The organism is Methylocystis suflitae, assembly GCF_024448135.1.
Lineage (GTDB): Bacteria > Pseudomonadota > Alphaproteobacteria > Rhizobiales > Beijerinckiaceae > Methylocystis > Methylocystis suflitae.
In genome coordinates, this window is record NZ_JAMRYX010000057.1 from 1 (window position 1) to 4,200 (window position 4,200).

At 59.9% G+C, this 4,200-nt stretch carries 6 protein-coding genes and 1 pseudogene; 3 read left to right on the plus strand and 4 right to left on the minus strand.

Features of this window, described 5'->3' with window-relative positions; translation table 11 throughout:
* Positions 1–547: pseudogene (locus NEI07_RS04560) on the plus strand (hypothetical protein); the annotation flags it as partial.
* A gap of 36 nt (positions 548–583) precedes the next feature.
* Here NEI07_RS04560 and NEI07_RS04565 read toward each other — a convergent pair.
* Together NEI07_RS04565 and NEI07_RS04570 are read right to left on the minus strand one after the other, a co-directional pair.
* Positions 584–1,390 carry a hypothetical protein gene (locus NEI07_RS04565; protein WP_256033028.1) on the minus strand — a complete coding sequence of 269 codons (807 nt, stop codon included), beginning with the start codon at positions 1,388–1,390 and terminating at the stop codon, positions 584–586.
* 74 nt (positions 1,391–1,464) lie between these two features.
* On the minus strand, positions 1,465–1,797 hold the full coding sequence (locus NEI07_RS04570; RefSeq protein WP_256033029.1) for a DUF6477 family protein: 333 nt from the start codon (positions 1,795–1,797) through the stop codon (positions 1,465–1,467).
* 125 nt (positions 1,798–1,922) lie between these two features.
* Between NEI07_RS04570 and NEI07_RS04575 the strand changes: the two genes are divergently transcribed.
* Positions 1,923–2,870 carry an IS1595 family transposase gene (locus tag NEI07_RS04575; protein ID WP_256033031.1) on the plus strand — a complete coding sequence of 316 codons (948 nt, stop codon included), beginning with the start codon at positions 1,923–1,925 and terminating at the stop codon, positions 2,868–2,870.
* 150 nt (positions 2,871–3,020) lie between these two features.
* Here the strand turns inward: NEI07_RS04575 and NEI07_RS04580 are convergent, their stop codons facing one another.
* A complete protein-coding gene (locus NEI07_RS04580) occupies positions 3,021–3,557 on the minus strand; it encodes a DUF3800 domain-containing protein (protein ID WP_328516959.1) in 537 nt (178 codons plus the stop codon).
* The gene (locus tag NEI07_RS19585; protein WP_256033033.1) at positions 3,479–3,889 is read right to left on the minus strand and encodes a hypothetical protein; all 411 of its coding nucleotides are present in this window, start codon (positions 3,887–3,889) and stop codon (positions 3,479–3,481) included. Before NEI07_RS19585 ends, NEI07_RS04580 begins: the two co-directional genes overlap by 79 nt.
* A gap of 101 nt (positions 3,890–3,990) precedes the next feature.
* Here NEI07_RS19585 and NEI07_RS04590 point away from each other — a divergent pair.
* Positions 3,991–4,200: helix-turn-helix domain-containing protein (locus NEI07_RS04590; protein WP_305123615.1), on the plus strand; the 210-nt coding region annotated here is incomplete at its 3' end.

Genomic DNA, 4,200 nt, shown 5'->3' on the forward strand with positions numbered 1-4,200 from the left:
CATTGCGCCGCGCGGCATTCACAACACGCTTCGCGCGCGCTGGCTGGCGGCGCATGGGCGCGGCGGGGTCAATCTGAAGACGGCGCGGCGACCGCTCGCAAAGCCGGTCGACCTCATGCCGGCGCCCTCGATCATGGCCGGCGTCTCCGAGCTTCCCGCGCGGCGGGAAAAGCTCGCCGAACTGATCGAGCCGGCGCCCAGGACAGTTGTCGCCGACCTGCCGCCGTCGCCCGCGCCGCGGGCGCCCCCGGTTAGCGTTTCGAATTGCTCGGGAGAACTCGCGCGGATCGCCGCTTACGCGGCCAGCGTGGCCCAGGGCGTCGTCGGCGGCGCGAATGAGGATCTGGCGCTGTTCGCCGCGGACGGCGCGCCGACCGAAAATCTGGCCAAGGTGATGGCCAATATGGCGGCGGTCGAGATCGGTCCGGCGCGGCCGCGCGACGCGCTGATCCGGATCGCCGTCGCGCAACTGCGCCAGATGCTGGATAAGCCCGCAGAGCCTGGAAGCGATGCTGCGCCGGCGCGTCCGGCGCATGCGGGGCCCTGACGCGCCAAGCGCTCCCCTGCTCCAAAAGCGTGCCCTCTAAGAGCGCGCCATCAGCTCCAGCGCGAGCCCGTAGACTTTCGTGCGGGCGGGTTCGGGCAGGGTTTTCAGCACTTCAAAATAGGCCTGCCCGGCGCCGCACATGCGCGCGTCTTCGAGCGGCGGCGTGGGCATTTTGCCGTCGAGCAGCGCGTCGATCTCGACCTTGCTCAGACCCCGCGCGGCGAGCGCCGTCTCCAACAGGCGAAAGTCCGCCTCCGTCGGCGCGGTCCGCTCGATCTTTTTGGCTTGTCCGCTGACGATCGCCTCGAGTCCCGCAAGCGCCATGTCCGAGACGATCTGACGGCGGGAGGCGGCGAATCGCTGAAAGTCGAGATTGGTCGCGCCGTAGAGGAAGGCGACGCACATGCGCTTGTCCTCCCGCGCCACCGCCTGCAGGACTTCCAGCTGCTTTTCGAAGACGCGGGCGATCGGCTCAGGCTCGGCCTTCGCCGCGAGGGCGCCGCGCGAGGTTCGGATGCGGCGGACCGCCTCGGAAAGATAATAGTCTACGCTCTGCTCTTCTTTCGTCTGCGCGAGGCGGGTGGCGAAATCATTGATCGCCGCTTCGTAATCGGCCGTGAAGGTCTCGCGGAGCCGGGCGAAGTAGCGCGCATAGTCCGGCGTCGAGGCGATCAGGGTTTCGATCTGTTGCCGCGCGCTTCCCTTGTCGGCCGTCGCCGCGATCCCCGATCCTGCATCGGCCATGCGTGGCGCGGGATTGAGGGCCAACCAGGTCAAGCCGATGCCGGCTCCGACCGCGACAAGCGCCGCAGCCAGCAGCGCCAGAATTTTCTCCAGATACATCGCCGGCCTTTGCGTCTCTGACGGAAAGCGCGGAGCTTAAAGCATCGCGCAGGTGGGCGGAAGCGCGGCCGCGCTCATGCGCGGTTCAACAGGCGATGAAGCCGCGCGGTCTCGGCGCGATGGGCGACGAGCAGGCTGATATGCCGATTGAGATCATAGCTCCAATGGCCGCGACGGGCGCGTTCGCCGCGCATCGCGCGCTCGATTTCCTTGAGCGCGGCGCGCGCCGCGTCGGGCGATTCGCTGGCGATCGTCTGAGGCGACAGGCGATGGAAACGCGCCAGCGCGCGCGTGCGGTCATAGGCGTTGAGACCCGCGGCGAGGGCGGCGTCGAGCGCCGCGCCAGCCTCTGTGGCGAAGCGGGCGGGGCGGTCGTCTTGCGGGGCGTGAACTGGCCTGTGCGTCATGGATCATCCTCCATGCCGCCAAGAATGCGTTCCCTCGAACGGATGAGGATAAGTATTTTGTCCTAACATTGTATTTGACATACCCACTTCTATGAACTAAGTTGTTTTGCATAGGAGATTTGGTTATGTCGGTTTTGAACGCGCCCCACTTTCATAACGAAGAAGCCGCCTATGCGTGGGTTGAGGCGCGAATTTGGGGAAAAAATCCCATTTGCCCTCACTGCGGCGGCGTTGAGCGCATCTCGAAGATGCAGGGCAAGAGCACCCGGATCGGCGTTTACAAGTGCTACCAGTGCCGGAAGCCGTTCACTGTGAAGGTCGGCACCATCTTCGAGTCGAGCCACGTTCCTATGCGGATTTGGTTGCAGGCGATCTTCCTTATGTGCTCTTCGAAAAAGGGGATTAGCTCCAATCAGCTTCACCGCACCTTGGGCGTCACTCTTAAGACCGCATGGTTTATGAGCCACCGCATCCGCGAAGCCATGCGCGATGGCGGCCTTTCGCCAATGGGCGGCGCGGGCGGTATCGTGGAGGCCGATGAAACCTACCTGTGGAATACTGAGAAGCCTATTCCGCGCTCGCGCGGTCGCGTCCCGCAGCCTGTCAAAGGTGGTAAGATCGGCACTGCCGACAAGCGCGTGATCATTTCGCTTGTGGAGCGCGGCGGCTCCGTTCGCTCGTTCCATGTCGAGAATGCCGACAAGCTTACCGTGAATAAGATCGTCGCTGAGAACCTTCACCGCGAAACTCGGCTCCATACCGATGAAAGCCGCATCTATACCGATGCGACCAACCACGTGATTTCTCGCGAGACCGTCAATCACTCGCGTGGCGAATATGCTCGCGGCGACGTTCACACCAACAGCGCCGAGGGTTATTTCAGTGTTTTCAAGCGGGGCATGCGCGGCACCTACCAATATTGCAAAGAAAAGCATCTGCATCGGTATCCTGCCGAATTCGACTTTCGGCATAACAATCGATCAAAGCTCGGCTGCGATGATATTGATCGCGCAGAGCGCGCCATTAAATCCGTCGTCGGCAAGCGGCTCACCTATCAAACGGCTCGTGCATAGTGAGGCACAATGGATAAGAAGCCCAAAGCTGGCGGCGCTCCGCGCAAAGCGCGAAAGAAATCAGTAAAGGATGAGGAACAATCCGCTCGGTTCATCCAGGCCGCGCGTGAGCTTGGTGCTGATGAAAGCGGCAAGGAATTTGACATGGCGCTAAAGCGAATATTGCGCCGGCAAAAGCCGGCCCTCTAGCTCCATCCAAATATCTTCCTGCCACGAGAAAAACATTGAGTTAGTTTCATTAAGCTTTCGTCTTAGCTTGCGATGCTTGAAATTACCTAGCATCGCTGCCATACGATCGTCGCACCTAGGCGCGCCCTTGATATACCGCATGAAAGCGAATGAGCATGCGTCTGCAATCTGCAAGAGCGGCTCATCATCCTTTGTTGCGAAAGCTGGAGGCGCTTTTATCCTAGTAATAGGAAAGCCATTCCTTAGCTCTTCATCTTGCATCCATCGTTCCAACAAATCCGGCTTACTCGCAAGGCGATGCGCCGCCTCAATCGCTTTTCGAGCTTCTTCACGTTGTTCAGCGACTATCATAGCTACTTCATTCGCCGGGGAATGAAGATTCATAAAATTGTTAGCAGACCTTAAGCACAGCATATATGCTATCGCGTGCACAATTTTAGACTCCCGAAATGAATTGCCATCTCGGTCAAACCGCTTGTGAAAAAACCTGCAACCAATGGTATATTTAGCTTTCGCGGCAACGCTAAAAGCTCGTTGAGCAGTGTCCATCTTTCTTCATCGCTCCAATCCCGCCTATACTTGCCGCCGCTCTCAAGATCAGTCGCATGAAAAACAAAATTATCGCGGAACTGCTCAGGAACTTTGTGCTTCAAAGCTTCTATTTCATTAGTCAATAGAAGCCATTGTTTATCAGGATCAAGGATAACGCCTGATACAATCGCCGCGTCCTCATTTGAGGAATGTCCGCTTTCGTCTAGGTAAACGACTCGCACTAAGCGATCCCCGCTAAGCGGGGCCCCGCCGAATGCCTTGGCCCCGATTATGGGCATCTTATGCCTCGTGGGTACGTGAAATACAATAGTATGTATTTTGTCCTTGAATAGGATTATTTTCCAGCTTACGCTTGCGCGCCACTCAGCTGGAGACCTCGATGTTTCTCGATCCGACGCATATTCCGGGGCTTAGCGCCGCCGCGGCCGCCGCGGCGCAGGGCGCGCCCTTCGCCGATCTCTTTTCTCCCCGCCGCTCCCGCGCCTCGGTCGCGAGGGCCCGTCAGCTCGCCGTCTATCTCCACCATGTCGCGCTCGGCGCCAGCGTTTCGGCCTGCGCCAAAGCTTTCGCGCGCGACCGCGCCACTGTC

What these genes read in the sequence shown, in the direction of transcription:
- NEI07_RS04575 (WP_256033031.1), top strand. Translation starts at nt 1,923, where the DNA reads ATGTCGGTTTTGAACGCGCCCCACTTTCATAACGAAGAAGCCGCCTAT.
- NEI07_RS04565 (WP_256033028.1), bottom strand. Translation starts at nt 1,390, where the DNA reads ATGTATCTGGAGAAAATTCTGGCGCTGCTGGCTGCGGCGCTTGTCGCG.
- NEI07_RS04570 (WP_256033029.1), bottom strand. Translation starts at nt 1,797, where the DNA reads ATGACGCACAGGCCAGTTCACGCCCCGCAAGACGACCGCCCCGCCCGC.
- NEI07_RS19585 (WP_256033033.1), bottom strand. Translation starts at nt 3,889, where the DNA reads ATGCCCATAATCGGGGCCAAGGCATTCGGCGGGGCCCCGCTTAGCGGG.